This window comes from Marinobacterium sp. YM272 (genome assembly GCF_050908845.1).
Taxonomy (GTDB): Bacteria; Pseudomonadota; Gammaproteobacteria; order Pseudomonadales; family Balneatricaceae; genus Marinobacterium_D.
In genome coordinates this window covers 3556658-3582692 of the sequence record NZ_CP194171.1, presented here as the reverse complement: position 1 = coordinate 3582692, position 26035 = coordinate 3556658, and the positions used below count along the sequence as shown (strand labels likewise).

Genomic DNA, 26035 nt, shown 5'->3' with positions numbered 1-26035 from the left:
GAGGTGCGGTAACGGGTGGATCAACTCTGCCCTCGGTTGCCACCGAAGGGCAGAGTCATCTGGGGTTAGCGGTTCTTAAACAGGTCCGGCAACATGCGAATCGTGACGGCGAGCAGTATTGCCAGCGCCTGCACCAGCAGCTGCATGGAGGGTCCCGCGCCGAGCGCCAGTACCAGCTGCGCGAGCTGGGCCATAAACAGGGCTGCTACTGCGCTGGCAACGACACTGCCCTTACCGCCGGTAAAGGGCGTGCCGCCAATTACCACGGCGGCGATGGCCGGTAGCAGGTAATCGTTACCGGCTGTGTGGGAGGCATTGCCGATATAGCCGGCAAGCAGGATGCCGCCGAGGGCGAAGCAGACCGCTGACAGTACGTAGGCTCCAACCTGATAACGCAGGGTCATAATGCCGGCGGCGGTGGAGGTGCGTGGATTGATACCCACAGCCACAAAGCGGCGTCCTACAAGTGTGCGCTTGGTAATGACCGCCACGATCACAACGAAGAGCACGGCCAGCCACAGGCTGCTGGGCAGACCCAGGAGATCTTGCTTGGCAAAGGCCTGTACACCTTCCGGCACGGCTACCGGAGAGTTGCCGGTAATCGCACGCACACCGCCGATGAGTAGCGCGTTCACGGCCAGGGTTGCGATAAGCGGTGTGATGTTGACGCGGGCGGTCAACAAACCGTTGATCATCCCTACCGCTGCGGCCATGGCAAAGGTCGCGACCAGCGCAAGCACCATGGACCCGGTGGCGAATCCGACCTCGGCGGCCACGATGCCGGCAAGGGAGACCATGCCCGGGGCGGACATATCGAGTCCACGTTGCTGGATGACGACGGTCATGCCGACCGAGACGATCGCCAGGATGCCTGCGAACGGCAGCATCGCGAACAGGGCGCCTTTGGTTACCGTTCCCGGCGCGACAATCGCGCTGATGGCGAACAGGATCGCGGTGCCGACCCAGACCCAGGCGAACTCATCGATATGCAGGCGCAAACCCTGTTTACCTGCACGCTTTTGATCGAACGGAGTCGCAGTGCTCCGGTTTAGACTTGCTGCTGTATTCATATTCATTTTGCCACCGCCATTTGTCGACTCTTGGAATACAGGGCGACTGAAATCAGGATCATTCCACCGAGCAGGTAGGACTGCCAGGCATCAGTCACGCCAAGGAAGCTGGTCACCACATTGACCTGGGTGATCAGCAGGGCACCGAGCAGTGCTCCGAGGAAGGAGCCCCGCCCGCCGAACAGGCTGGCACCGCCGATAACAACCGCCGCGATGCTGGTCAGGGTATAGGAGGTACCTGAGTTGGGGTCCCCGGAACCCACCTGGGACATCATCGGTATGGCTGCCAGGGCAGCCAGCAACGAGCAGCCGATATAGGCGCTTACCCGTGTGAGGCGAGGGCTGATGCCGGCGACACGGGCAGCTTCCGGACGTGAACCCAAACCGCGGAATGACAGCCCCCAGCGGCTGCGGAAAAGCACATACTCAAGCGCGAAAGCGAGGATCACCGCTGCGATGAGTGTCATCGGGATGATGCCGATGGTGGAATCAATCGACTCCAGAACACCGTCAGAGAACAGCCCGCCTGGGATCGGTCGCAGCAGCAGTGAGATCGCCTGCAGCGCCATAAACGTCACCAGTGTTGCGACCATGGGGTGCATTTTTAATGGGTCCACCAGTATCCAGTTGGTCAACCCGACCAGAACGGCAACGCCCAGAACAATCACCCAACCCAATACCTGGGTTTCCATGGGGGCCCCGTCGATGAGGAAGAAGGATTGCACGACAAGGACCAGCCCCATCAACGGACCGACCGAGAGATCAATTCCCCCGACCAGCATCAGCATCTGTTGTCCAAATGCCACTAGCGCCAGCGTTGCGATCAACGGCAGAACGCCAATAAGGTTGCGTTCGGTAAAGTAGTACTCGTTCACCGACCCGGTGTAGGCACCAAGCAATGCCACGGCCAGGGCCAGCATCACAATCGGCGCCATATCTCCCGCCGTCCATTTCCAGATTTTGGAGGTGCCACCTTCTTTCCGCTCACGGGTGGTGGTCGAGGTCAGCACGGCGCTGGTGATTTTGTTCTCCACCACATCGGCGCCACTGAGCTCCTTGACCACGTGGCCACGGGAGAAAATCATGACGCGATCACAGAGCCCTGCGATCTCCTGTTGATCGGACGACACTACAATCACCGCAACGCCCTTAGACGCGGTCTCCCTGAGTACCTTGTAGATCTCCATGCGGGTGCCGATGTCGACCCCCTGCGTGGGTTCATCGACTAGCAGAACCTTGGGGTCGCCGGCGAGAACGCTCGATAGCACCAGCTTCTGCTGGTTACCACCGGACAGCGAGCCGATAGGCGTTTCAATGCTGGGGGTTTTGACATCGAACTGTGCAACAGCCTTGGTCGAACGCCGGGCCTCGCTGCGGCGGCTGGAAAACAGACCGCCGCTGAGATCCTTGGCCAGACTGCGCAGGGAGAAGTTCTCACGTACAGATAACTCCGCGAGGATACCCTCGCGGTGGCGATCGCCCGGTAAGTAGCGAATGCCGCTTGAGGTCGATTTGATCGGGCTGGCGATCGATACCTTCTGCCCGTTGATGCTGACATCCCCCGAGTTGTGCAGGATGCCCGCCAGAGCGCGCATGAACTCGCGTTGACCGTTGGCGTCGATACCGGCAAGTCCGACAATCTCGCCGCTTCTTACTTGCATCGATACATTGGAGAATCCGGGGCCGCGCAGCTCTTTGACATCGAGGACGACGCGGCCGGACTGAGCATCGGTCGCCTTGGCAGGAAACTCACGGTCCAGCTCACCGCCGACTATGAGCTCAACGATGCGATGTTCGTCCATGCTGCTGGCGTCATAGGTACCCTGTCCCTGGCCGTCACGCAAAACGGTCAGTCGATCCGATACCCGCTGTACTTCGCGGATACGGTGCGAGATATAGACCACAGCGCTGCCGCGGGAGGTTACCTGCTTGATACGCTCGAACAGGCGCTCGACATCTTCCCCGAGCAGGTGTTCGGTGGGTTCATCAAGGACCAACACCTTCGGCTCTGCCGCCAGGGCTTTAACGATTTCAACGATAAACCGCTGTTCGGGGTTCAGCGTGTCGACGCGGTCGCTCGGATCGATGGCGACATCGTCGCTCCAGTGCCGGAGCAGGTCGCGTGCCCACTCCTTGGATTGGCCGACCGCCGGTCGGCAACGCGGTGGAACGCCAAGATAGAGGTTTTCGGCAACGCTGAGATCGGGCATCAAGGCGGGCTCCTGGCGCACAATGGCCAGGCCCAGATCCCGGGCGACCTCTGGGTCGCCCTTAACCTCTGTGCCGCAGATGGTTACGCTGCCGCCATCGGCGACTAACGCGCCGGACGCCACCCCCATAAGGGTGGATTTGCCGGCACCATTCTCACCCACCAGCGCGTGAACTTCGCCGGCTTTAACTTCAAATGTAACCTTGTCCAGAGCGCGTACGCCGGGAAATAGCTTGGTTACACGATCGACTTTTAACAGGATAGGACTGTGCATAATTTTGCTCCCCTAGACCTCATCACAGTTTGTTCTTGAATATTTCCTGCAGCTTTTCCGCTGACAGGATTGACGATAGATCTGCATCCAGTGGTGCTTGACGATCGCATTTGGGATCGATGTTCGTGCTGCTGTCGGCATAGAGGAACGGCATATAGCTGTCGCTTTCCGGATTGTGGGTGCCCTGGAAGTCAGCAACACCGCGGCGCGCCGCAAACCTTATCCCTGTGGTGGTGCCGTCCACTGTGTAATAGGGGAAGGCGCTGCCCTCGGACTTGCGATCGATATAGCCGCAGTTCAGTTCGTTGTTGCTCGCCACCGTCGCCAGCGCCGGTACCGGCAGTCCAGCCTGTTCATAGGCTTTTACGACGGCATAGGCGGTGACGCCGTAGTCGGTCGCGATACCATCGATTTCAGGGTATTTGGCGATGAGGCCGGTGGTGGCTTTCTGGGCGTCGACCGGGTTCCAGCTGGTAACGATGAAGTTCTCTTCCAGCAGGTTAAGGTCAGGGTATTTCTTCAACCCCTCTTTGAATCCGTCGAGGAAGTTCTGTGATGAGGCGGCGCCTGGAGTACCGCCCATAAAAACGAGATTTCCGGATTTCAGCGTGTTGCCGTACCAGTCAGCCCAGGCTTTAGCGATTTCGAAGGTGTCCAGCGAGATATTGGCGGTGAAGTCCTTACCGGGAGCTCCTTCCAGTTTTGCGTTGTAGGGGATGACAGTGACGCCCTGCTTGATCGCTTTACGCATCGCGGGTAACTGGGCGGCGCCGAAATCGGGATAGACCAGCAGGACGTCCACGCCCTGTGCCACGAGGCTGTTTATGTCTGCGTTTGCCTTCTGCTGGTCTCCGTTGGCATTGGTATAGAGGATCTGCTTAACATTCGCGCAGTGGCTGAGCTCCTCTTTAAGTTCATGCAGCGCGATACGCCGCCAGGTATTACCGCCAAAACCGTCAGCCAGGCCGACAGTCATCGGTTTGGTACCGCACATCGCGGAGATGTCGGCGCCTTCACCCATGATCGAAGGTTTGGCGGCAACGGTTGTCGATATCGCACCGGCCGCCGCCAGGATGGCGCTGCCACGCAGCAAGCACGACAAAGTGTTGGAAAGCGTTTTCTTATTATTCATGGCTCCAGTCTCCAAATAGACGGGTGTAGTTCTCGGTCTTACAAGCGATGGAGAGCTCCTGTCGATCGTCACAGAGCGCAGCGAGTGTGCTCAGGTCGACCTTCGCTATCGTCTGAAAGACCCTACAGAGTGAGTGATGGATGCAGCTGCCAGCCTTGGCGCGTATCTGTGACACTCAAGGCCCTAAGCTAACGGCTTGGCAGTGCTCTCGCTTCGCTAGCGCGGACAAGCTTTGTTGACCGGGAGCGCCAAAATGTCATTGAAGGAAGTGTGTGAGTGTCGGTCGTGGAAGGGCTGGTATAGAGAGGGATAAATCTTAAAACTAGCCAGTTGCTTAAGGAACTAAGGGTAGAAGAGAGCTTTTTACATACATTCAACATTGACGTATGCATTAGTCGTTGACAAATAGTTGGATGCGGAATAGGGTCTTTTTTAAATCCCGTTCAGCGGGTGGTGCCATCGGTATCCTTGGGTTCCTCTTTGGGAGGGTCTATTGAGGTTTTTAATGCCGATGTTGGCGCCGGTTCAGGTGAGGGTTAGATCGCTGTTAACGGCATTTGAACGTTTTTAGCGATATTTGGGGGCAAGATATAAACCAGTAAAGATTCTTGAAACTCATAACGGGCATTGTCCCACAGGTATGAGTTAGCTCACGTTAAGATTCATAAAAAAAATAAAAGGGTTAACAACCCAGGAGACAATATGTGTGCTTTATTTGAGTTGGATTCTGTAAGAGAAGAGGAGCGTTACTCCTACTGGCATGAGTTGATTTCACGCTATTTTTGCCAGGTGGAAAGTAAGCCTCTGTTGGATAGTTTTTCGCAGGCATCCTTGGGCTGGAACCAGCTGGGATGTCTGGGGATCAGCGATATCCAATGTGAAGCGATACGTTACAACAGATCTTCAGGCATCCTGAACTCATCTCCCAGCGAGGACTTTTTAGTCAGTCTGATGTTGGCAGGCGAGGCCAATATGTCCCAAGGGGGCAGGCATACAAAGCAAAAGCCGGGCGATATCGTCGTATATGATAGTGCGCGTAGCTTTACCTATGAATTTCTCAAGCCCTACCGAATTCTTCTGCTGCGGATTCCGCGGCGGTCCATGTTGAGTCGCTTTCCCAATGCTGAACATATCACATCGATCTCGATGAGCAGTGCGACCGGTATGGGGGCGCTTGTCAAAGATATGATCAGCAATGCTCTTTCCATAGAGATGCCCGGTGATACTTCCGCCGCATCCCGGGTGGGTGGATCCATTATCGATGTCATCTCGGCCGCTGTCGAAACGGGACTCTCCGGACGAGAGGTGGTAGGTGATCGGCATGCCTCTCTGTTGCTGCGGGCTAAGGATTATATCCGTGCACATATGGATGATCCTGATCTCAATGTGGAGTCTGTGGCCAGCGCTATAGCCGTTTCACCGCGGACATTGACCCGTCTTTTCGCTTCGGAGGGAACGCCGGCAATGCGCTGGTTATGGAAAGAGCGGCTGGAGGAAAGTCGGCGGGTACTCAGTGAAGGTCGAGCGGCTCAGGTGACGGAGGTGGCGATGAACCTGGGATTCAAGAGCGTGTCGCACTTCAGCCGAACCTTTAAGGATACCTACGGCGTTACGCCAAATGTAATGCTGCGCTCGCGGGCGCACTGATAACAGTGCGGCGAGGGGGTGGTGGCCGGCATTAACGGACCACTCGAGTCTGGTATCGGCCACCGCTGATCCTCTCGCCCGCTTTGACGCTCTGGCAGCTGTCGTTGACGGTTTAGCTTGGCCTGATATCGATCCTGTGTGTGGGGAGGCTTCTTCTCCCTACACATAACCCCTTTCCCTGTTCCCCTCGACCCTGTCGATATTCCCATCTCGAAATCACTTTTGCACTCGTCCCGATGGTCCGAATTAAAGGGCGTTATCCAGGCTTGGTGTCAGCAAGTTCTGGCGTCCCTGTATGAAAAAATCCTGGCGTATTCAGTCAAGCAAAGATGGCGCTGGCGGGCGAGCCGTCAAAAATCGCGCTCCATATACTGAACTTCCTGACAAGTTTTGAGTTATGTGCCTGTTACGGGCGTGTTTGTGGCAAGGCTTGGATGCGGTCGCGGAATTGGATCGCTTTTGGGTATCGGCTAATGGCAGGTCAGCAAACTCAGTACGCATAAGTATCAGAGTTAAGAGCTATCAAATAAGTATAAGGAGTGACCATGACTGACTACATTATTATCGGGGCCGGGTCGGCAGGTTGTGTTCTTGCAAATCGTTTATCGGAAGATCCCAACGTCAATGTGACCCTGGTCGAAGCGGGCGGTTGGGACAAAAGCCCCTTCATCCACATGCCGGCGGGTTATTTTCGGCTGATGCAGACGGGGCAGCTGGATTGGGGGTATCACACCGAGCCCCAGCGTCACGCTAATAACCGAGAGATGTTTATACCCAGGGCGAAATCGATCGGTGGCTGCACAACCGTTAACGGCATGATTTACACCCGGGGTGACCGCACCGATTACGATCACTGGGCGGCGCTGGGCAACAAGGGCTGGAGTTACGACGAGATCCTGCCTTATTTCCGGAAGGCGGAGACCTGGGGCGGCGGTGCGACACCGGTGCATGGTGGTCATGGTCCGCTGAAAACCAGTCGTTTCGGTATTAAAAATCCGGTGGCCAAGGCGTTTATCGAAGCCGGTGTGCAGCTCGGATTTCCGTACAATGACGATCTGAACGGCGGCCGTCAGGAGGGGCTTGGTCCTTGCGACAGCACGGTGGCAGATGGCATCCGTTCCAGCGTTTCACGCTGCTACATCTCCAATATCAAAACCCGCAGGAACCTGAACGTCATCACCAAGGCGCTGGTGTCACGGATTCTGATTCAGAACGGCAGGGCTGTCGGCGTCGAGTATATTCAGGGAAATGAAATTAAGAAGCTGATGGCTTCCACGGAGGTGATTCTCTCCGGTGGTGCTTTCAACTCTCCCCATGTACTGCAGGTCTCCGGCATCGGCGATCCGGAGCACCTGCGCAGGATTGGCGTCAAGGTCGAACATGAGCTCCCGGGCGTCGGTCAGAACCTCCAGGATCACACCGGCTGTGGCCTGAAGGTGCGCCTCACCAAGCCGCTGTCGATGTTGAAGTACCTCTCCCCCTGGCAGACGGCTTTGGCTGGTGCCGAGTATTTCCTCAACAAGACAGGGCCCTGCTCATATCACGGTGTTGAGGCCTGTGCTTTCCTGCCCACCCGCGAAGGCCTGGAGGCACCGAATATCCAGTGGCACATGAACATGGTCATGTATGAGGACCATGGGCGGAAGATCATCTGGGAAGAGGGGGTGATGCCTTACTTCAACCTGTCTCGCCCGGCCAGCCGCGGCACGGTATTGGCCAAATCGGCCGATCCCCGGGCGCTGCCCGCTATCGATCCGAACTTCTTCGCCGAACATGACGATCTGGTCCAGATGCGTGAGGCGCTGCTGCTGTCTCGTGAAATCGTGGCGCAGTCCGCATTTGATGAATTCAGGGGCGAGGAGTATGGGCCCGGCAAGGAGGCGCAAACCTCGGCCGAAATTGATGAGTATATCCGTCAGAAGTGCGAAAGCGTTTATCACCCGGTGGGCACCTGCAAGATGGGCTCGGATGATATGGCGGTGGTTGATGATCAGCTGCGCGTTCACGGTATCGAGGGCCTGCGTGTTATCGATGCCTCGGTTATGCCGACGCTGACCAGCGGTAATACCAATGCGCCGACCATCATGATCGCCGAGAAAGCGAGCGATCTGATCCTGGGTCGAACCCTGGATACAAGCAATGACGCGATGATGAATCCGCCGACACGGGGCGGCGTCGCTGAAGCGCAGCGCAGATCAGTCGTGGCTGCAGCACTGCGCAAAGAGGTCGAAACGGTCGTTTAAGGCTGCACCTGGCTATTCAAAAAGCAACTTGAATGCGAAGAGTACGTTATGAATCAGATATTTACTTTTGACAATCCGTTGGCTGGTATTTCCGATGAGGCGAAGCAGTTTCTCGCACGTAAACACAGTCTTTTTATCAACGGTAAATGGGAAGCCCCGGTTAACGGCGGCACCCGCAATGTAGAAGATCCGGCAACCGGGCAGATTATCTCTACCATGGCCGAAGGGGACGCAGCCGATATTGATATCGCGGTCCGCGCAGCGCGAAAAGCGTTTGAGGACAGTGAGTGGAGCCGAATGTCCACCAACGATCGGGCCAAGATCCTCTGGAAAATCGGTGAGTTGCTCGATGAGCATTCGCAGGAGCTGGCAGAGCTCGAGACTCTGGATGAGGGCTCACCCTTCGGGATCTGTAAGAACTTTTACGTCAAGCTGGCCGCGGACCATTTCCGCTACTACGCCGGTTGGGCGAACAAGCTTAATGGCAGCGCTATCCCCACCAATATGCCGGGGCAGTGGCATAGCTACACGATCCGTGAGGCTGTTGGTGTGGTCGGGCAGATTATCCCCTGGAACGTGCCGCTGTTGATGGCGGCCTGGAAAGTCTCTCCGGCGCTGGCGGCGGGCTGTACCGTTGTGCTTAAGCCCGCTGAAGACACCCCGCTGACGGCGCTGCGCTTTGCCGAGATCTGCCGTGAAGCCGGACTGCCGGATGGTGTTCTGAACGTAGTGACCGGTGCAGGTGCTGCTGGCGCCGCGCTGGTCGAGCACCCGGATGTCGACAAGATTGCCTTTACCGGCAGCACCGAAACCGGCAAGGCGATCGTGCGGGCCGCGGCGTCCAACCTGAAGCGCGTGAGCCTCGAGCTTGGCGGCAAGAGCCCGGTCATCGTGTTCCCGGATGCTGACCTGGACCGGGCGATTCCCGGTGTTGCAGAAGCCGTGATGCTGAACACCGGACAGGCCTGTACCGCGGGCTCCCGCCTCTATATCCACGAGGATATCTATGACGAGGTTGTTGCAGGTGTCGCCGAATACACCTCTTCACTGAAAATGGGTCACGGTCTCGATCCGAATACCAACCTGGGGCCGCTGATCTCGGCGCGGCAACATGCCCGCGTCAGCGCATTGCTGCAGTCTGGTATCGATGAAGGCGCCAAGGTGATGCAGGGGGATGCGGCCATGCCGGGCACCGAAGGCTACTTCATACGCCCCACGGTACTGGCCAACGTCAACTCCCGCATGAGGGTTTATAACGAGGAGATCTTCGGCCCGGTTATCTGCGCCATGAAGTTTGACTCCAGTGACATGCAGGGGCTGGTTCGCGAGGCTAACAACTCCGAGTACGGTCTGGCGGCAAGTATCTGGACCCGCGATATCAGCATGGCGCATCAGATGGCTGCCAAGGTGCGTGCCGGCGTTGTCTGGATCAACAACCATAACCAAACCGATGCTGCACTGCCGTTCGGCGGATACAAACAATCGGGTTGGGGACGCGAGATGGGGCTTGCCGGCCTTGAGCAGTACACCGAAAACAAATCGGTCGGTGTCTACCTGGGCGAGTAAATAGCAGCCCAAAGTAGACCCTGGTGGTCATCATCTAGCCGCGCTACCCCTGCTGCAGATGATGCCCACCGCGTCTTTCAGGTTCCCGCGGCACCAATCCATTCAAAGGCGGAATAAAAAGGTTATCAAGGACTGAGTTCCTGGTGATTGATGCTGTGTGTATGCAGCGCTGAAGCTCTGGTATGAGCTGCCAAAGGCTGACCCAAATAACGATAAAAAAAGACACGTTTGGAGATACAAGATGACCCATCCCAAGAAAAAACTTTCCTCGCGTATAAACCAAATCCTGATCTCCGCTGTGCCGATGGTTGCGACAGTGTATGCCGGGACAGTGATGGCCAGTCAGGCACCGGCAAATATGCTGGAGGGGGCCGATATCACAGCGATGTGCGGTACTAAACCGATGAAAGTGGGTCTTTCGGACGGTTACGGAGGCAATACCTGGCGCCGGATCGCCCTGGCAGAGTTGAAGGATGAACTCAGCAAGTGCCCGAATGTTGAAAAAATTATGTACACCAACGCCAATGGCGACCAGCAGAGAGCCAAGTCAGATATCAACAGTCTCGTTGCACAAGGGGTGGACGTACTGTTGGTTTTTCCTGATTTCGGTGCAGCCCAATTGCCGGCTATGCGCTCAGCGACCAAGTACGACATTACCGTCGTTCCCTATCTGGCCAAAATCGACGGCAAGCCCGGCAAAGATTACAGCGCCAACGTCTACGAAGACACTTATCAGATGGCTCAAGTATGGGCTGACTGGTACGGCAAGAATTTGAAGACCGGTAATGTGGTGATGTTGGGTGGCAGTGCCGGTGCGAGCTCTTCGCAGAACTTCTTTGAGGGTTTCAGGGACGGTTTGGCCAAATACCCCGGTCTCAATCTCATCGAAGAGAATTATATCGTTACAAACTGGAACCCCGTTGACGCACAAAAGGCTGTCAGTGGCTTGATCGCAAAATATCCTGATATCGACGGTATCGCCACTGATTTCGGTGTAACGGCGACCTCTGTTGTGAAGGCTTACGAGCAGGCCGGGCTGGAGATTCCAGCGTTGGCTACCAATGCAAGTAATAATGAATTGAACTGCAAGTATCTCGAGAAAAAGGCAACCGGAAACGGCTTCTCCTATTTTTCGCTCGACGGTACAACCTCAACAGTACGCTTTGCTGCGCGCCGTGCGGTTGCCAATTTTCAGGGCACGGAAAATCCGGAGCCTTTGAGCGTAATGCCCTATGTGTACGCAGATAGCGCTGCCGGCATCGATCCGAAATGCAGCAAAGATGCCCCTCTGGATGCAGATTTGTCATCCAGCCTGCCTGCCGAAAAGCTCAATGAAATCTTCACAAATTGATCGGCGAGGGCGCTAGCGGGCGTCGCAGATGTTGCCATCCAGCCATAGTGGCCAATAACAACGCTTATAAGGCTCATAGGCCACGAGTGAAATCAGGGAGTAACAACGAATGAGTGTTATGAATAAGGTTGTACTTATCAGCGGCGCCGCCAGAGGAATGGGCGCTCACGAGGCTCGCTCTTTTGTCGCAGCGGGCGCCAAAGTTGTGCTTGGCGATGTTGCTGATGAAGCGATGCAGGCACTGGCCGAGGAACTGGGTGAAGACTCGGCGCTGGCGGTCCATTTGGATGTTAGCAAAGCTGAGGACTGGACCCTGGCCGTGCAAGCGGCGATGGATCGTTTTGGCCGGCTCGACGTGCTTGTGAACAATGCGGGTATCCTGCGCTTCTCGATGATCGAGGAGTGTTCGGATGAGGAGTGGGAGCAGGTTCTTGGCATTAATCTCGGGGGCTGTTTCAAGGGGATCAGGGCCGCTATTCCTGCGATGAAGGCGGCGGGCGGCGGATCCATCGTCAATATATCCTCGACGTCCGGACTCAAGGCGTTTTCGGGTGTGCCGGCTTATATCGCGTCCAAATTTGGTATACGTGGTCTGACCAAGGCGGCCGCGATTGAGCTGGCGCCGCTCAATATACGAGTCAACTCGGTGCACCCAGGTAATATCGAAACAGATATGGTCGACGGCCTCTATGAGAGCCTCAAGCATGTGCCGATGAACCGTCTTGGCAAGCCTGAAGAGATCAGCAAACTTGTCCTGTTCCTTGCAAGCGATGACAGCTCGTTCAGCACCGGTGCTGAATTTATTGCTGATGGTGGAGAAACCTGCGGCATGCCGAATCTGTTCTGATTGAACGGATGAATTTCCGGAGAGCTTTCACTCTCCGGTAGTAAAAGAACAGCGGGAATAGTATTACCGCCTGTAATATCGACTTCTGAGTCGGTAAAGCAAAAAAGCGCACCCATATGTTATATCGGTGCGCTTTTTTTTGTCTGAATAGACTCATTATTCCTGTCAAATATTGGCATTGCAGGGCAATTAATACTGTCTTGGAAAGTAAAGCGCAGAGCAAGCAAGAAACTTACTCTTAGGAAGGTGCTTAAAACAATTGCTCGAAGCACCCCAGGCTAAAAGAGCTAGAGTTTTTAATAAAAAAGGTGAATAACATGTCCACAGAAAAACAAACCAAGCCCCGCAGACTGTTTGAACCCGTCCAGCTCGGCCGCTTCCAGCTCCCGAATCGCATGGTTATGGCACCGATGACCCGTATTCGGGCGGAGGAAGATGGCAATGTTCCAAGTGACCTGTCAGCGACCTATTACGCGCAACGGGCAAGCGCTGGTTTAATCATTGCCGAGGCTACACAGGTTAGCGAAGCTGCGCAGGGGTATTTCAACACCCCTGGTATTCACAACGAGAAGCAGCACGCGGTGTGGCGTAAAGTAGCCAAGGAAGTACACGACGCAGGTGGCAAGATCTTCGTTCAGCTTTGGCACTGCGGACGCATTTGGCACCCCAATAATATTCAAGGCAACGTCACCGAAGATTTTCCCTACGGTAGAGCGCCTTCGGCGATAGCGGCAAACATGGAGATCGTCACGCCTGGACTGGAGTCTGTACCGATGCCAGTACCCAAGGCGTTGTCTGTCGCCGAAATGGGGATGATCGTCGAGGAATTTGTTCAGGCCGCTCGCTGGGCGATTGAGTGCGGACTGGATGGCGTTGAAATTCATGGCGCTAATGGCTACCTGCTTGATCAGTTTTTGAATCGGTCAAGCAACCAGCGCACAGACCAGTATGGCGGCAGTATCGAGAACCGGGCGCGTTTTCTGTGCCAGGTCGTTGAAGCCGTTACAGAGGCGATCGGCAGTGATCGTGTCGGTTTGCGTATCTCTCCCTACGGTACCTTCAATGATGTGCATGATCCGCAACCGGAAGAGATCTATCGCCACGTCGCCGAACGCATGAACGATTACGACCTTGCCTACCTTCATGTCATTCAGCCGATCGTCACCGGAGACCTTAATAACTTCGGTGAGGCAGACAAGAATCCACTGCCCGAAATTCGTGCTCGTTACCACGGCAAGATAATCGTAGCGGGCGGCCTTGATGTGGAATCCGCCGACAATCTCATCGACGCTGGTTTAGCGGATGTGGTCGCATTCGGGCGCTGGTTTATATCGAACCCTGATCTTCCAGAGCGGTTGAAAAACGGCTGGCCTTTAGCTGAGTCCAATCGTGATACCTATTACATGGGTAATGAGGTTGGGTATATCGACTACCCGGTCTATCAGGAACTTGAACTTGCCTAATTAGTAATACGGTTGAATTTATAACCGTTATTAATTCAACCGTTATTTATCGTAAAACCAAGGAGAATAAAAATGAGCACTGATGGTAAATTTAAGCATGTTGGTCTTCTGTTCAAAAAAGAATCTCAGACCTATGACGAGTTCCTGGATCATTGGATGAATGTGCATGCCAAACTGGCAGAAAAGGTGCCGGGTTTACGTGGCTATGTGATCAATCCTATCGATCGTAGAGAGTTTCCGGAATCTCCCATCGATGGTTTTTCAGAGCTCTGGTTTGACTCTGAGGCCGACCTGATCTCTGCCTTTGAAACCACTCCGGAGGGGCTTGCCTGCATCGAAGATGTGCCTAACTTTATGGAGCGCGTCGTGATCACCAACATCAAGGAAGCGCGGGTTAAGTAAAACACTTGTCTTAACCCCATGCGTTGGCGAGCTTTGCCGGATAGATGATTGCTCAGCTGGTGAACCTGGCACCGGTCGCACCAGCTTCTTAAGCATTCAGTCGATTCAATGTGAAGTAAGCCAACGCACATTATTGCCCAAAGTTGACCCGCCCGCCTGCGACAGCAACTACACATCTATGCCTGGCATCTCCCAACTGGACGGGCTTCAAAAAGCCGTTATGGCAACGCTCTCTCAACTCGAAACAGCCTCGATCAAACCCTACCGGTCGCGTGGATGACAGGTTGTGCTACCCGCATTGGCACAGCGCGAAAACAGACCGTCAATCCTGTCTGTCATTACCTGGAGACTCATGGACTTGATAGCCATGCGGATATCGACGCCTGTAGCCATGGATGACCGCCGTCGAATCCCTCTTCGCGATAACGGACCCATTGAAATTAGATAGCAGGAAATCAGCATGATTAAAGAGAACAGCCTACCGCTTAGCGTGCTTGATTTAGCACCGATCACGGAAGGGGGCTCCCCCGGCGAATCGCTGCGTCATTCGGTCGAGCTGGCACAACTGGCCGAGACCGCTGGATACAAACGTTACTGGGTAGCGGAGCATCATAATATTAAGGATGTCGCCTGCGCAGCGACCGGGATTGTCATTAGCCACATCGCGGCCCATACGCAAAAGATTCGCGTTGGCTCCGGTGGGATCATGCTGCCGAACCACGCGCCCTATATGGTGGCCGAGCATTTCGGTACGCTGGCGGCTTTGCATCCGGGCCGGGTCGATCTCGGCCTGGGGCGGGCTCCCGGTACCGATTATGCCACTGCTCAAGCCCTGCGCAGGCAGGCCTCTGTGCACGACGATGAGTTCCCCCGAATGTTTGAGGAGCTGCGTCATTTCCTGGCGCCGGCCAAGCCGGGTCAATCAGTAACGGCCATTCCCGGCGCCGGTGCGGATCTGCAACTCTGGTTACTTGGATCCAGCCTCTATGGTGCTCGTCTGGCCGCTCACTGCGGGCTACCGTTCGTGTTTGCCGCGCACTTTGCGCCGGCTCAGATGGAGGATGCACTGGAGATCTATCGTCACGAATTCAGGCCTTCGCAACAGTTGCAGGCGCCCTATGTGATCGTCTGTGTGAACGCCACGGTTGCCGACACTAAGGAGGCGGCGGAACGGCTGGCCACAACCGAGTATCAAAAGTTTCTGGGGCTTGTCCGCGGCAAGCGCTTCCTGCTTCCGGCGCCGGTTCCGACGATGGCAGGGCGCTGGGATCAACGGGAAGAGCTGCATGTTCGACATATGTTGCAGGAGTCTATTCACGGCGATCCGGTAAACGCCAAGGCTCGCCTGCAAGACCTGCTTAAGCGGACGAGGGCCGATGAAATAATGGTGAACTCCTGGATATATGATCATCAGGCCAGGCTGGATTCATATCGCCTGTTGGCGAAGATAGCAGACGAAATATCGGTTTAATGCTGAATAGTTCGTGCTGGGCCGGAGGGGCAGGGCGTATTGAGGCGGTAAAAAACCACTGAACGTGATGGGAGGTCACGTTCAGTGGTAAGGGTGGGGCGCGTATAGGTTAGGCCGAGGCAGATCGACCGATAGATCGGTTGCCAAACAGTGCTTTTCCAGCGTCTGTACGGGACCAGATAATGAAGAGTGATAGCGTCAGCAGCACGATATTGAGCGGCACGATGCCCGGTTCTCCCTGAGTCAGGTGATAGACGATTGCCACTACCTGCTTCGACGCGCAGCCAATAGCGGCATACCTGATCAGTTTTGGCACCCGGCGGAACAGCGATGGCAGCAGGATGCCAATGCCGCCGGCGATATCGATCACGCCGAGGGAGCGAGTGAACCAGAGTGGATGATCCGCTACCCAGGGCAGAATATGGCTCATCTCCGGTACGGGCATTATTAATTCGATTATGCCGACGGTGCAGAACACTATGGCAACAAATACCAAGGCGATCCATAACGAAATTTTTAATAACAGATGTTGAGTCCAATATGGGTTATAGGCTGACATCTAGGCCTCTCTTTCATTTGACTTCAGTTTTAAAATTAATACTTACAATATCTATGGATATTAGAGAGGAGGTTATTGGGCTGCTCTACTGCCAGCGACAATCTGATTTATCTTTGTAAGCCAAGCAACGATTGAACAAGTTCAGTCAAGCTAGGTGTTTCGACATAGGTCGATAATCGGTGGGTTTATAGTGCCAAGTGGCGTGTCACTGTTAGTTGAGTCTGTGAATCGATTATTGGCTGCATAGCGTTGTTGCCTGGCACGCCTATCCTCCGGGATTGGGGATCAAAACCGATCGCTCCATCTATGGTTAATCGATGGTTAAAGCGCTGCAGGCAATTTGGCAATAAACGGGAGGCAATCTTTTGCGTCGGCCCCCCGGTTGTGCAACGACTTAGACGACGCTGCTTGTTTCGACAAAGAAGGGTGTAATTTCGTCGAGGAATTCCAACGCGTGCTGCTGCGTGCGCATCACGATATCACTGGTGTAGAGCTCGGCCGCCTCCTCTTTATTCCGGAACCAGAATTCGACAATTCCGTCGAACGGCACATCATCATAATCTGCACTGTCGCTGCGGGAGTTGTAATACCGGTCAATGACGAGATTCTGGGTATAGCCCAACACATTGGGCCACTGGGATACCCACTCTGCGTGTTTTACCAGCCATTCATGACGGAACTCTTCCGGGGAGACGCCCGGCAACCGCTTGAGCAATGTCATCCGCTTGATATAAGGCTGGTCACCAAGGTTAAGTGGAACGACCCTATGCTTTTCACAAACGACTAAATGCAGATCATCGAGGAAAGCATCCTCATCGGACTGAGCGCTTAAGAACGCGCTGGAGTCGATCGCTTCATGCATCGCCTCCATGCTGTCGAACTGCAGCTCTGAGAAACCATCCAGATCCCAGGTGCCGCGAGTGTGATCGATGCCGAAATGCTCTTTATTGGTCACTCGGTGTTGATCGTACTTTCTTAACCCCGGGAATTGGGCGGCCAGAGGTCCATGCGAGTTTTTCCAGTGCTCATTGAAACTGGACGTTGTCATACCGGCTTTGCGTTTAAGCAAGCCAAAACGACTTATCATTTTTATTCTCCCGTTTGGATAGACAGTAGTGGGGGGGCTTGCCTGCCGCAGACAGGCAAGGCACTTCAGTTGGCTTCGTCACCCACAAAACGGCGCAACATCGGCTGACGTTTATCCAGCCAGGCGCTATGGCGTTCTGGCCATGCCTCGAAACCGTCCGAATCACTGAGCTTTCGATAGGCTTCGGCCGGCCAGTAAGGGTTACGTAATGCGGCGCGTCCCACGGCGATAAGATCTGCCTGCCCTGTCGCAATGACCTCATTGGCATGCTCGGGGCTTACGATCAGGCCGACCGCTTGAGTCACAATCTCTGCGCTGTTTCTGATCTCTGCCGAGAACGGAACCTGGAACCCAATCCCCCGCGGGACATTGCTGCGTTTGACCTCTTCAGATAGCCCTCCGGATGAGCAGTCGATCACATCGATACCGGCCGCTTTCAATTCGCGGGCAAGGATGACCGAGTCATCTAGATTCCAGCCTCCCTCAACGCCATCGATGCAGGAGAGACGGACAAAGAGAGGTTTGTTAGAAGGCCATACCGCCCGCGTGGCCGTAGCAATCTCAACTGCGTAGCGCATGCGGTTTTCACGTGTTCCACCGTATTCATCCTGGCGATGGTTCGCATGAGGCGATAGAAAACTGGCAACGAGATAGCCGTGACCGTAGTGCAGCTCGATGGCGTCCATACCTGCTGCATCTGCGCGCCGTGCTGCGTCAACAAACTGCTGACGGATCTCCGCCATTTCAGCAACGGTCAGGGCGTCGGGGGTGCTCCACTCACTGCTTGCTGCTATGGCACTGGGCCCGACGCGACGCCAGCTGATTTCAGACCGAGTGATCTCATCCGGGGACAGGGCGTGTCCGCCTTCCCACAAAGGCGCAGAGAAAGCTTTACGTCCTGCATGGGCCAACTGCACCCCCATCAGGGCCCCATTGCTATGGGCAAAGTCGGCTAACTTGCGTAGACCATCAATATGCTCGTCGCTCCAGATACCGAGATCCGCGATACCGACCCTTGAGTCGGAAGCGATAGCCGTACTTTCGGTCCAGACAAGTGCGGCGCCGCCGAGAATGAACTTGCCATAGTGGACCAGATGCCAGTCCTGAACCTGTCCGTCTATTGCCGCATGCTGGCACATCGGAGATATGACCATGCGATTCTTGAGTGTCAGGCCACGCAGAGTGAAGGGTTGAAGTAACGTGTTTACCGGCTGGTCGCTCATGACTGGTTTCCTGCAGTTGTCTTCACGTGGCACCTTCTCGGTTTGTTTTTGGGGTTTGTTTCTTGCTTCAGTACGGAGGTGCTGAACGCACCTCGATACGTAATTTCTGTATGATAATAGCGAATAGATTAAATAATATATAACGACCGTTTCAAGTCTGTTTCTGAAAGAACTGGCTTCGCAGCCAGGGTAGAAGGGTTAGAAGTATCGAGTCAGGAGCTGGGCTGGGTTGTGGAAAGCAGGAAGAGATGTAGTTTAACTTCATGTTTTATAAGGAAGTATGTGTTTCTCAGGTGGGCGGCCGTATTCTTGACTACTCAATCAGGGGTGTTTATCTGGCAGAAAAGCGTTTTCGACAGTTTTCTGGGAATCGGGCTACAGATGCGCCAGGAAACGCTTCACCAAGATAGCCGGCGTCCGAAAGGGCTTGTGTTAGTATCTCTCTTAGCCGAAACACGCTGCGTAATCAGCCTGGTCTCAGGGTAAAGGGGCAGTGGAAACCTTTTCGCCAGCCCGGCCTATGGCCATATCAATCGAAAGCTATTCAGTAAGGGGTAGGGAGTAGTCCTGCCGCACTATGGAATGAATGACCGGAACATTATCACCAAACTCGAGCTTCTTGAGTTTTTCCCTTACCGCTTGTCTATTCTCGAACAGAGAGTCAGTCAGTCCGTCGCCAAGCCCTACAAGGACCTGCATAACCTATCCAGAAACGACTGGCGTGCGATGGCGACTCTGGCGTTGCTGCAGCCGATAACGGCGACCGATATAGCCAGCTTTACCAAGTTGGAGAAAATGCAGGTCAGTCGTGCTGTACAGCGTTTGAAGTCCGAAGGGTTGTTGGTTTCACAGCCAGATCCGGAGGACAAACGGGCGATCTATTATCGCTTGTCGCCCAAGGGGGTGGAGATCTACAACGATATCGTCCCGAAAGTGATCGATAAGGAGCGTGACATACTCTCCTGTCTGACGGCCAGCGAACGGTCGACACTCAAGCATCTGCTCGACAAGGTTGATGCCCACCTCGCCGATCAGGATCGCTAAAGCGACGAAACGGGACAGTATCCCTCCCCGTTTCGTATAACTCTGAGCCGATATTCAGGGCCTGTTTTCCGGTCGAAGGGGCGCTTTATCGCCGCCAGGCGGCCCACCGATTTCCGTGTTTCTCGATTTTTATACCGCCTGAAGGATGAGCTTGATCGACACAAGCAATAGACCAACCTGAATCAGTCTGGAGAACCAGGCATCGGCGAGACGTTTAATCAGGAACACTCCCAGAAAAGTGCCCGCAAGCGCTGTCGGGATCAGCCAAAGAGCCAGCGTAAGATCCTCAGGGCTATAGGGCCTTAGGTTGGCGTAAGGAATGACCTTCGCCAGATTAATAGCTGCAAACACCACCGCGGTGGTGCCAACGAAAGTCAGTTTCTCCAGTCGCTGAGGGATCACGTAGATCTGGTAAGGCGGCGATCCGGCATGAGAGATAAAACTGGTAAATCCCGCCAAGCCACCCCACAGAATGCCTCTGCCAAACGTAGGTTGTTTCGGCGTCATCAGGTAAGTCTTGCCGAACCAGGTGTAGCAACAGAAGGCGATACCCAGCGAGCCAATCAGGATCGAAACGACCTGATCCGAGATCAGTGAAGCTGTGGCCCAGCCAACAACGACACCCATTAATCCGGCAGGGATCAGAATCTTCAGGTTAGGCTTGGAAAATGAGCGCCGGTAGAGCCATACGCTGACCATATCGGTGAGTATGAAAATGGGCAGCAGAATGGCGGCTCCCTTGATAGGGGACACTGCCAGCGAAATCACGGGAACTGCCAGCATGCCGACCGTCGGCACACCTCCTTTTGCCATCCCAACGCACATAGCCGCCAGGCATGCGATCAGGAAGGGTGTACTGCCAATATTCTGCAAGATCTCACTGCTTGTTGTCAGTTGCATCTCTGATCCTTCACTTTTCGGGTGATCATTTAGCCCTCCACCTGCAATAGGTCAGATACAGGGCGCCGTTCCTCTGTTCTGACTGTTCGCGCGGTTGGCCACTGCGCAGTTCCCATTCGTAGCTAAAGAATCCACACCAACCGACAAAAGCCTGAGCCAACACCGGCGCCAAGTACTTCGGATACCCAGTGATGGCAAGGATTTCAGTGGGCCTCGGATCATGTTGATCCAGGCACTCAGGACGCTGCCATCTCGGTTGGGAGCTAAGTCTCCGAGCAGGCAAAACCCTCCAAACCTTGCCGCTGGCGGAAGGACCGCAACGAAATTATCGCTTGCAAAGTTCGTTATTGGCAAATACATTTGCAAATAACGAACGGCAACACTATGGTTAATGCGTTCTTCTAATGCTGTTACCTCTACCCTAATCAGCGCGTTAGGTGAGGTAGCGAAGGACTTGAGGGACGTTGGTAGGGCTAGAAGTCGCAAGAAGTGCACAACAGCTCAACACACTTTCTTGATTCCAGGAGTAGTCAGGTGAAAACAATAAAATACGAATGTGATGTGTTGGTCGTGGGTTCTGGAGCCGGCGGTTTGTCAGCCGCTGTATCGGCAGCCCATCGCGGTTTGAAGGTCCTCGTCGTCGAAAAAGAACCGGTATTTGGCGGCACCACCGCCAGATCAGGTGGATGGATGTGGATTCCCGGAAATGCGCCGGGCAAGCGAGACGGGGTAAATGACTCGGCTGACGCGGCGAGAACCTATCTGAAGCATGAAACCGGTGCTTTTTTCGATGAATCACGCATCAATGCTTTTCTCGATGCGGGACCGAAAGCCGTCGACTTCTTCGAGAAAAATACCAGCCTTCAGTTCGATCTCGGTCCGACCTTTTCTGACTATCACCCCCTGGTAGAGGGTGGGATGCCGGGCGGTCGTTCCATCGTCGCAAAACCCTTCGACGGCCGTGATCTCGGTAAGGAGATAAAACGCCTGCGTCCACCGCTGAAGGAAATTACGGTCCTGGGCATGATGATTGGATCAGGCAAGGAACTGCTGCATTTCTTTAATGCGACAAGATCCGTTATATCCGCAAGTTATGTTGGTTATCTGTTTGCGAAGTTTATGCGGGACGTGACCTTCCACGGGCGCGCCATGCGACTGATGAACGGTAATGCGCTGATCGGAAGACTTGCAAAGTCCTGCTTTGAAAAAAATGTGCCTATCTGGACGCGCTCTCCCGTCGCGAAACTGATCCGGACAGAGGATGGTGAGATCCAGGGCGCGCTTGTGGATACGGTGAAAGGGCGGGTAGAGGTTGTCGCCCGTAAAGGTGTCGTCCTGGCTTGCGGTGGCTTCCCACAGGATGCCGTGCGCAGGAAAAAGCTGTTCAGGCATGCGCCAACCGGTCATGAGCATGCATCTCCGGCGCCCATGGGTAATACCGGTGACGGTCTGCGTCTGGGCGAGTCTGTTGGCGGGACTGTCAATGAAGACCTGCCTCATCCCGCCGCCTGGGTACCGATCTCTCGCCCAGTCTGGTCTGACGGAACAACCGGAACATTCCCGCACTTCGTGGATCGCTCAAAGCCGGGAATCATCGCAGTGACGCGTTCTGGTCGCCGCTTCGTTAACGAGTCGAATTCATACCATGACTTCTGCCAGGCGATGTATGACCGCTGTACGGAAGAGGAAAGCGAAATCTGTGCATACTTTATCGCCGACCACAAAACTTTCCGCCGTTACGGCCTGGGATTTGCGAAGCCCGCACCTATGCCCTATCGCAGCCAGTTGAAAACAGGTTACCTGATGCGCGGTAAAACGTTGCGTGAACTGGCTGAGCAGATCGGTGCGAATCCAGCCCAGCTTGAAGCAACAGTAGCTGAATTTAATAAGCATGCGGTTAACGGTGAAGATCCTGAGTTCGGCAAGGGTACCACCGCGTATAACCGTTCCTTGGGTGATCCTGACCATAAACCGAACCCCTGTGTCGCGCCGATACGGAAAGGGCCGTACTACGCCGTCAAGCTGGTCATCGGTGATTTGGGCACGTTCGCTGGTTTGCGCTGCAACGAAAATTCGCAGGTTCTGGATGAGGAAGGTGCTCCGATTAAAGGCCTGTACGCATCGGGTAATGATGCTGCGAGCATCATGGGCGGCAATTATCCAGGCGGCGGCATAACACTGGGGCCTGCGCTGACCTTTGGCTACATCGCTGCGAGTCATATGGCTGGCGCTGAAGCCTGATCCAAACACCGGGCACCGAAATGGGAGATCTCCGAATCGGTGTCCGATGCAAAAACTCTCAATGCATACACGTTTTCGGTAGCCGTTTTCCTGGACGATAGAAGCCATTAACCGGCGCTTTCTATACGTTTATTGGATTTTTATCGGCCTGAAAAATTTAGCAAAAATAAATATAGGTGACTTTTATCATGGCTAAAAAACCTTTTGCATCCTCAGCAGATCTCGGTGAAAAGACAGAAACTCTAGAGGTACTGGCTGATGGTGTGTACGCCCTTACCGCTGAAGGTGACCCCAATGTCGGCGCGATAGAAGCCGAAGACTTCATTATCGCCTTCGAGGCCCGCGCGACACCGAAGGCGGGTAGTGACTGGCTGGAGATGCTGCGCGAGCATACCGATAAACCGGTCAAATATCTGGTGCTTTCCCATTACCACGCGGTGCGTGTTTTGGGTGCTGCCGCATTCAATGCTGAAAGCATTATTGCCCACGAAAAAACCAAGTTCCTGATCGAGGAGCGGGGTATGGAAGACTGGCACAGCGAATATGGCCGTATGCCCCGGTTGTTCCGCGAGCCCGACAGCATCCCTGGCCTGACGCATCCCGATATTGTGTTTAACGATCGTCTTGAAATTCCCCTCGGAGGGGATCGCGGCAGCCTGGTGCTGGAATATTGTGGTCGCGGTCACACGGCTGGCGACATTGTTGCCTGGCTGCCGAAGCAGAAAATCCTCTTTGCAGGCGACCTGGTAGAAGCCGCGGCTGCTTTGTACACCGGTGATGCATTCCATTTCGACTGGTCCACCGAAACCCTGGACAAGGTCAAGAGCCTGGGGGCTGAGGTGCTGGTTGGCGGACGCGGTGCGGTTGTTCACGGTCGTGAAAATGTTGACGCGGCTATTGAACAGACCCGCGGCTTCCTGAACGGGATGAAAGAGAAAGTCGGCGAGGTTTACAACCGAGGCGGCACCGTGAAGGAAGCGTTTGAAGCGACGCATGAGCACCTGGCGCCGCAATACGGTAAGTGGCCGATCTTTGAACACTGCCTGCCATTTGATGTTCAGCGTATCTGGGACGAGTTTGACGGTATCGACTGGCCGCGGGTCTGGACAGCGGAGCGAGATCAGGAAGTCTGGGACAAGCTGCAGAGCTGATCTGCTGGTAACAGATGTCTGGTGCTCCCTCGGGGGGATCGGGCATCTGTGAGGTATGGCTCTGCACAGCTCTACAAAAAGAGCGAGAAGGACCAGGCCTGCACTTGAAATTAGTAACAAGCGTTACTAGTATCCTTGTTGGTGGTAACGTTTGTTACTAATTAATGTTCCGAATAATAATTAAGACCGGAGTGACTAATGATCAACATCAAGCAGATCCATCATGTGGCCTATCGTTGCAAAGATGCGAAAGAGACCGTCGAGTTCTACCAGAAGATGCTGAACATGGACTTTCTCGTGGCGATCGCAGAAGACAGAGTGCCCTCCACAAAAGAGCCGGATCCTTACATGCACCTGTTCCTGGATGCTGGTCAGGGCAATATCCTGGCGTTTTTCGAGCTCCCGAACTCACCCGAAATGGGGCGTGACGAGAACACTCCGGAGTGGGTTCAGCACATCGCGTTTGAAGTGGCGGACAGAGAGGCGCTGCTGGAGGCGAAAGCCGAGCTCGAAGCCAAGGGACTGGACGTGCTGGGTATTACCAACCACGGCATTATTCACTCCATCTATTTCTTTGACCCGAACGGCCACCGTATCGAACTGACCTACAAGACGGGGACCAGCGAGCAGATGAAGCAGCTGAAAGAGGTTGCACCGGCGATGCTGGCAGAGTGGTCGCAAACCAAAAAGGCGCCCGCACACGCGGCCTGGTTGCACGAAACTGAGTTCGCTGACTGATCAATATGGCAGGGGGCGATGAGTAGGCCCCCGCGTCTTTTTAGTGAAAATGGCACGGGTAGTTAAAAATAATGATTAGCTTGAATGAAACCCACGATATCGGATTAACCAGCTGGGTTAGTTCGGCCAATGAACCCAATACCGACTTTCCAATTCAAAACCTGCCCTTCGCAGTATTCCGGCGCCAGGGTAGCGGCGAAGCCTTTCGTGGCGGCGTTGCCATCGGAGACCAGGTACTGGATCTGAAGGCGTTGAATGCCAAGGGCCTGTTCTCAGGACTGGCCGCAGAAGCCTTGCAGGCCTGCAGTCGCGATAGCCTGAATCGATACATGTCGATGGGAGCGGCTGCCTGGTCGGCACTGCGTCTGCAGTTGTCGCGGGCGTTGCGTGAAGGGGCTGTTGAGGAAGCGAGCCTGGCTTCCTGCCTCGTGCCACAGGCTGAGGTGGAATACAGCCTTCCCTGCCATATCGGTGACTACACCGACTTTTATACATCGGTCTACCATGCCACCAGCGTGGGATCGCTGTTCCGACCCGATAATCCTTTGCTGCCCAACTATAAATGGGTGCCTATTGGTTACCATGGCCGCTCCTCCTCGATACAGGTTTCCGGACATGAGTTCCGTCGTCCTCAGGGCCAGACCAAGGCCCCCGACGCTGCGGAACCAAGTTTTGGTCCCTGTCGCAGGCTCGACTATGAGCTTGAAGTGGGCATCTATATCGGGGCCGGTAATGAACTGGGTGAGCCGATCAGCCTGGATGCAGCAGATCAGCACGTTTTTGGACTCTGTCTGTTCAATGACTGGTCCGCGCGCGATATTCAGGCCTGGGAATATCAGCCTCTGGGGCCTTTCCTGTCCAAGAACTTCGCATCTACCGTCTCTCCGTGGATCGTAACGATGGAAGCACTGGCGCCATACCAGACGGAATGGACGCGTGAGGCCGCAGATCCGCAGCCATTACCCTATCTCGACTCCGACGCCAACCGGGCAACGGGCGCGCTGGATATGGCCCTGGAGGTGTATCTGGAAACCGATGCCATGCGCAGTTCCAGCCTGCCCGCACACAAACTCTGTGACACCAACTTTCGTCACTCCTACTGGAGTATCGGACAGATGGTGGCCCATCACACCGTCAATGGATGCAACCTGCAGCCTGGAGACTTCTTCGGCAGCGGTACCCAGTCGGGACCTGCACAGGAGGAAGCAGGGTCGCTGTTGGAGCTGAGCCGTGGCGGGAAAGAGCCGATCTCATTGGCAAACGGAGAAGTGCGCACCTTCCTTGAAGACGGCGATACGGTGATTTTGAAAGGCTATTGCCAGCGTCCCGGCGCTGCGCGCATCGGCTTCGGTGAAGCGACCGCCAGGGTGCTACCGGCAAGATAAAGCGACGGCTTATCGTCGGCTTGGGATTAACC

Annotated in this window: 20 protein-coding genes; 13 read left to right on the top strand and 7 right to left on the bottom strand. The window is 54.9% G+C overall.

Going from position 1 to position 26035, the window contains the following annotated elements:
- Nucleotides 1-65 precede the first annotated feature (65 nt).
- From ACQUQP_RS16015 to ACQUQP_RS16005, 3 genes are read right to left on the bottom strand one after another with little or no spacing between them, the layout of a single operon-like run.
- Entirely contained in the window at nucleotides 66-1076 is a 1011-nt protein-coding gene (locus tag ACQUQP_RS16015) for an ABC transporter permease (protein ID WP_432696034.1), read from the bottom strand.
- Complete coding sequence (locus ACQUQP_RS16010; RefSeq protein ID WP_432696033.1) at nucleotides 1073-3553, bottom strand: ATP-binding cassette domain-containing protein; 2481 nt, start codon at nucleotides 3551-3553, stop codon at nucleotides 1073-1075. The genes ACQUQP_RS16015 and ACQUQP_RS16010 overlap by 4 nt, the downstream gene beginning before the upstream one ends.
- 22 nt (nucleotides 3554-3575) lie before the next feature.
- The gene (locus ACQUQP_RS16005; protein WP_432696032.1) at nucleotides 3576-4685 is read right to left on the bottom strand and encodes a substrate-binding domain-containing protein; all 1110 of its coding nucleotides are present in this window, start codon (nucleotides 4683-4685) and stop codon (nucleotides 3576-3578) included.
- A gap of 702 nt (nucleotides 4686-5387) precedes the next feature.
- Here ACQUQP_RS16005 and ACQUQP_RS16000 point away from each other — a divergent pair.
- From ACQUQP_RS16000 to ACQUQP_RS15965, 8 genes are all read left to right on the top strand, one after another.
- Nucleotides 5388-6332: a helix-turn-helix domain-containing protein gene (locus ACQUQP_RS16000; RefSeq protein WP_432696031.1), complete on the top strand. Its 945-nt coding sequence runs from the start codon at nucleotides 5388-5390 to the stop codon at nucleotides 6330-6332.
- 545 nt (nucleotides 6333-6877) lie between these two features.
- Nucleotides 6878-8575 (top strand): choline dehydrogenase, encoded by a 1698-nt coding sequence (locus tag ACQUQP_RS15995; RefSeq protein ID WP_432696030.1) that lies wholly within the window; start codon nucleotides 6878-6880, stop codon nucleotides 8573-8575.
- Between the two features lie 48 nt (nucleotides 8576-8623).
- Nucleotides 8624-10141: an aldehyde dehydrogenase family protein gene (locus ACQUQP_RS15990; RefSeq protein WP_432696029.1), complete on the top strand. Its 1518-nt coding sequence runs from the start codon at nucleotides 8624-8626 to the stop codon at nucleotides 10139-10141.
- 241 nt (nucleotides 10142-10382) lie between these two features.
- Nucleotides 10383-11492 carry a substrate-binding domain-containing protein gene (locus tag ACQUQP_RS15985; RefSeq protein WP_432696028.1) on the top strand — a complete coding sequence of 370 codons (1110 nt, stop codon included), beginning with the start codon at nucleotides 10383-10385 and terminating at the stop codon, nucleotides 11490-11492.
- Between the two features lie 109 nt (nucleotides 11493-11601).
- Nucleotides 11602-12339 carry a glucose 1-dehydrogenase gene (locus ACQUQP_RS15980; protein ID WP_432696027.1) on the top strand — a complete coding sequence of 246 codons (738 nt, stop codon included), beginning with the start codon at nucleotides 11602-11604 and terminating at the stop codon, nucleotides 12337-12339.
- 317 nt (nucleotides 12340-12656) lie between these two features.
- Nucleotides 12657-13802: an alkene reductase gene (locus ACQUQP_RS15975; protein ID WP_432696026.1), complete on the top strand. Its 1146-nt coding sequence runs from the start codon at nucleotides 12657-12659 to the stop codon at nucleotides 13800-13802.
- Nucleotides 13803-13874: 72 nt separating this feature from the next.
- A complete protein-coding gene (locus ACQUQP_RS15970) occupies nucleotides 13875-14204 on the top strand; it encodes an EthD family reductase (protein WP_432696025.1) in 330 nt (109 codons plus the stop codon).
- A 460-nt stretch (nucleotides 14205-14664) separates the two neighbouring features.
- Nucleotides 14665-15675: an LLM class flavin-dependent oxidoreductase gene (locus ACQUQP_RS15965; RefSeq protein ID WP_432696024.1), complete on the top strand. Its 1011-nt coding sequence runs from the start codon at nucleotides 14665-14667 to the stop codon at nucleotides 15673-15675.
- Nucleotides 15676-15784: 109 nt separating this feature from the next.
- Here the strand turns inward: ACQUQP_RS15965 and ACQUQP_RS15960 are convergent, their stop codons facing one another.
- The 3 genes from ACQUQP_RS15960 to ACQUQP_RS15950 all read right to left on the bottom strand — a co-directional run bounded on the left by ACQUQP_RS15960 (nucleotide 15785) and on the right by ACQUQP_RS15950 (nucleotide 18544).
- A complete protein-coding gene (locus ACQUQP_RS15960) occupies nucleotides 15785-16120 on the bottom strand; it encodes a DoxX family protein (protein WP_432696023.1) in 336 nt (111 codons plus the stop codon).
- 508 nt (nucleotides 16121-16628) lie between these two features.
- Nucleotides 16629-17321, bottom strand: coding sequence for an EthD domain-containing protein (locus ACQUQP_RS15955; RefSeq protein WP_432696022.1), 693 nt, complete (start codon nucleotides 17319-17321; stop codon nucleotides 16629-16631).
- A gap of 65 nt (nucleotides 17322-17386) precedes the next feature.
- The gene (locus ACQUQP_RS15950; protein ID WP_432696021.1) at nucleotides 17387-18544 is read right to left on the bottom strand and encodes an NADH:flavin oxidoreductase/NADH oxidase; all 1158 of its coding nucleotides are present in this window, start codon (nucleotides 18542-18544) and stop codon (nucleotides 17387-17389) included.
- 582 nt (nucleotides 18545-19126) lie between these two features.
- Here ACQUQP_RS15950 and ACQUQP_RS15945 point away from each other — a divergent pair.
- Nucleotides 19127-19588 carry a MarR family winged helix-turn-helix transcriptional regulator gene (locus tag ACQUQP_RS15945; RefSeq protein ID WP_432696020.1) on the top strand — a complete coding sequence of 154 codons (462 nt, stop codon included), beginning with the start codon at nucleotides 19127-19129 and terminating at the stop codon, nucleotides 19586-19588.
- Between the two features lie 129 nt (nucleotides 19589-19717).
- Here the strand turns inward: ACQUQP_RS15945 and ACQUQP_RS15940 are convergent, their stop codons facing one another.
- The gene (locus ACQUQP_RS15940) at nucleotides 19718-20488 is read right to left on the bottom strand and encodes a sulfite exporter TauE/SafE family protein (RefSeq protein WP_432696019.1); all 771 of its coding nucleotides are present in this window, start codon (nucleotides 20486-20488) and stop codon (nucleotides 19718-19720) included.
- A 534-nt stretch (nucleotides 20489-21022) separates the two neighbouring features.
- Here ACQUQP_RS15940 and ACQUQP_RS15935 point away from each other — a divergent pair.
- From ACQUQP_RS15935 to fahA, 4 genes are all read left to right on the top strand, one after another.
- Nucleotides 21023-22729, top strand: a complete 1707-nt coding sequence (locus tag ACQUQP_RS15935; protein WP_432696018.1) for an FAD-dependent oxidoreductase — start codon at nucleotides 21023-21025, stop codon at nucleotides 22727-22729.
- 188 nt (nucleotides 22730-22917) lie between these two features.
- A complete protein-coding gene (locus ACQUQP_RS15930) occupies nucleotides 22918-23880 on the top strand; it encodes an MBL fold metallo-hydrolase (RefSeq protein ID WP_432696017.1) in 963 nt (320 codons plus the stop codon).
- 198 nt (nucleotides 23881-24078) lie between these two features.
- Nucleotides 24079-24618 carry a VOC family protein gene (locus ACQUQP_RS15925; RefSeq protein ID WP_432696016.1) on the top strand — a complete coding sequence of 180 codons (540 nt, stop codon included), beginning with the start codon at nucleotides 24079-24081 and terminating at the stop codon, nucleotides 24616-24618.
- 71 nt (nucleotides 24619-24689) lie between these two features.
- Entirely contained in the window at nucleotides 24690-26003 is a 1314-nt protein-coding gene (gene fahA, locus ACQUQP_RS15920) for a fumarylacetoacetase (RefSeq protein ID WP_432696015.1), read from the top strand.
- Nucleotides 26004-26035 lie beyond the last annotated feature (32 nt).